The organism is Frankia sp. CeTa3Moorea (assembly GCF_978021225.1).
Map to the genome: position 1 here is coordinate 1 of NZ_CDXDOR010000251.1, position 2,590 is coordinate 2,590.

Genomic DNA, 2,590 nt, shown 5'->3' on the forward strand with positions numbered 1-2,590 from the left:
GGGGGGCAGGTGAGGACCGCCGCGCGTGCCGTGGAGCGGGGTCACGGCCGCCGCGAACGGCGCGTGGTGAAAGCCACCGAGGTCCGCGCCGGACTGCTGTTCCCGCACGCCGTGCAAGCGGTGCGGATCACCCGCCGCCGTCAGCCGCTCACCGAAGGACCGGCCGAGACCGAGGTCGCTTACCTGGTCACGAGTCTGCCGACTCACCAGGCCAGCCCGGCCCAGCTCGCCGCGTTCACCCGGGAGCACTGGCACGTGGAGAACCGGCTGCACTGGGTCCGCGATGTGACTTTCGGTGAGGACCTCAGTCAGGTCCGGACCGGTAACGCACCCCAGGTCATGGCCAGCCTGCGCAACCTCGCGATCATCATCCTGCGCCTGACCGGTGTCACGAACATCGCCGCGGGAGTCCGTCATCACGCCCGCCGCCCTGAACGCCCACTAGAAACGATCATGAAGCTTGTTTGCTAATCGACAACTTTGCCAAGGCCCTGGCCAGGGCAGCTTCCCGCGGTCCAGCTTCCCGCTCGGCGTGGTCGGCATCTCCATTATCGGGACGATGGCATTGGGCAGCATGTACTCTGGGACACTCCGCGCGAGGAAGGCCCGCGCCTCCTTGAGCGAGGGCACGGTGTCACCGGACGCGATGACAGAGGCGACAAGCTTCGCGAACTCGGTGTCCTCGCCACGCAGGGCGACCGCGACGTCCTTGACCGCCTCGTGCCGGATGCAGAACGCGACTCGCGGGTGTCCTGAGTGGATTCGGTGCGCGGAGCGGGGCTGTCTTCACCGGCTATCTCGCGCTCCTTTCCCTTACCTGGCTTGATATTTGAGCGCCGTCGGTTCGGCAGCGTAGGTGTATCCACGCTCCGTACGCCCGAGACGGTCAAGCGCGGTGCGACGCGGTACTCGCATCGCACCGCTACGGCGTTCGACGGCCTGGCTGGGGATTCCCCCGCCGCAGGCGAATTCGTCCCACCGCGCGCAAGCAGGGGCGGTGTTCCGCACAGACCGAATGCATCCCGCGCGTGTGCGTGGCCCCAACGGCGAACTGTCCCCATTAGATTTTACACGGTGGGCGGTCGCTTGTGGACATCCACAAGCGACCGCCCACCGTCAGGATTCTTCTGGGGCGCGGTCTTCCAGGACGCCGACGAACGCCGATGCCACGAGGGCGACCGCGCGGTCCTCGTCGCGGGTCAGGTCCCGGAGGACTTCCTGCGCCGTGGTCCCGGCCAGCTCGACCAACGCCTGGGTGAGCCGGATGCGAACCACCGAGTCGGCCGCGTGCGCGCGCAGCTGGGCGGTCAGGCCGGCGAGGATGCGTTCGGCGCAGTCGGACTCGGTCGAGAGCATGCCCAGGACCTCGCCCGCCTCCACGTCCTTCGCGCCCTCGACCACCATGTCGATGAGCACCGGGACGGCCGCGATCGCCCCCCGCCTGCCCAGCGCCAGCGCGGCGTGCGCGCGGACGGTGGAGTCCGGGTCGCCGAGCGCGTCGGCGAGCACCGACGTCGTGCCCGGGGCGTCCGACAGCTCACCGATCGCGCGGACGGCCCGGCGGCGGACGTCAACCTCGGGCGAGCGCGCGCCCGCCGTCAGGGTCGCCACGCCGTCGCCGCCCGAGCGGGCCAGCGCCCAGCGCAGGGCACCGGCCACGTTCGGGTCGGACTCGGCGAGGACCGCGCCGGCCAGCACTTCGGCCGGGGCGTCGTCCCCACCGGGTCGGGACAGCACAGTCTGCTGCCTTCGGGCCGCGCTGCTGGAGGTGAGGCCCTGCATGAGGTCCACGATCCGCAGCACGCCCTGCCAGCCGGTGGGCGCGGACGCCTCGATCGCCCGCAGGCGCTCGAGGAGCTCCTGCTCCCGCTCCAGCCGGTCCTCCGTCCACTTGATCAGGTCGCTGACCAGGCCGGACGGGGTGAACGCCGGGTCCTGCAGCGCGCGCCCGATCTGCTTGAGCGACAGCCCGAGGGACCGCAGGCTCTCCACGTGGAAGATCCGGCGTACGTCCTCGGCGGAGTACTCCCGGTAGCCCCCGGTGGTGCGGCCGGTGGGCCGCACCAGACCGAGGGCGTCGTAGTGCCGGAGCATCCGGGTACTCACCCCCGACTGGTGAGCGACGTCTCCGATCAGCAAGCCGCGATCCCTACTCGGCCTGCTCGGCGGGGCCCTCGGGGGCGTCCGGGATGCCCTTGACCCCCTTGGCCGCCGCGGTGGAGGCCGCGGCCGCCGCGTGCTGCGGGCCCATCAGGACAACGCGCTTGGCCTCGTCGATGGCGCCCTCGAAGCCCGCGTCCGGGTCCTTGAGCAGGATCTCGGTCGCCTTGGCGTGCGCGGCCACCGCGGGATTCGGGTGCACCGCCGCCTCAGCCAGCGCGGGCTCGATGACCTCGCCCAGATCCACCAGAGACCGGCTCAGGCTGAGCTGGATGTTCCGGTCGCCGCGACCGAGCTCCTGCACCAGCTCGGCGGCCAGGGTCGCGCGCTCCTCGTCCGGGACGAGGACCACACCGGCACGCCACGCGGTGCGGGCGATCTCGTCGTCGGCGTCGTGGAACATCTCCTTGGTGATCCACGGCCAGGCGCT

The 2,590-nt window shown here is 71.1% G+C and carries 3 protein-coding genes and 1 pseudogene; 1 reads left to right on the forward strand and 3 read right to left on the reverse strand.

Translation table 11 applies throughout. The annotated features are described in order from the left end of the window. Positions 1-471, forward strand: a 471-nt coding sequence (locus AC08OV_RS23715; RefSeq protein ID WP_476615795.1) for an ISAs1 family transposase, incomplete at its 5' end; no start/stop codon positions are given. Here AC08OV_RS23715 and AC08OV_RS23720 read toward each other — a convergent pair. From AC08OV_RS23720 to AC08OV_RS23730, 3 genes and pseudogenes are all read right to left on the reverse strand, one after another. After that, on the reverse strand, positions 442-762 hold the full coding sequence (locus AC08OV_RS23720; protein ID WP_476620352.1) for an AMP-binding enzyme: 321 nt from the start codon (positions 760-762) through the stop codon (positions 442-444). The two genes, AC08OV_RS23715 and AC08OV_RS23720, sit on opposite strands and share 30 nt — an antisense overlap. A 354-nt stretch (positions 763-1,116) precedes the next feature. Continuing rightward, a complete protein-coding gene (locus AC08OV_RS23725) occupies positions 1,117-2,139 on the reverse strand; it encodes a HEAT repeat domain-containing protein (protein ID WP_476615796.1) in 1,023 nt (340 codons plus the stop codon). Between the two features lie 10 nt (positions 2,140-2,149). Continuing rightward, positions 2,150-2,590: pseudogene (locus tag AC08OV_RS23730) on the reverse strand (HEAT repeat domain-containing protein); the annotation flags it as partial.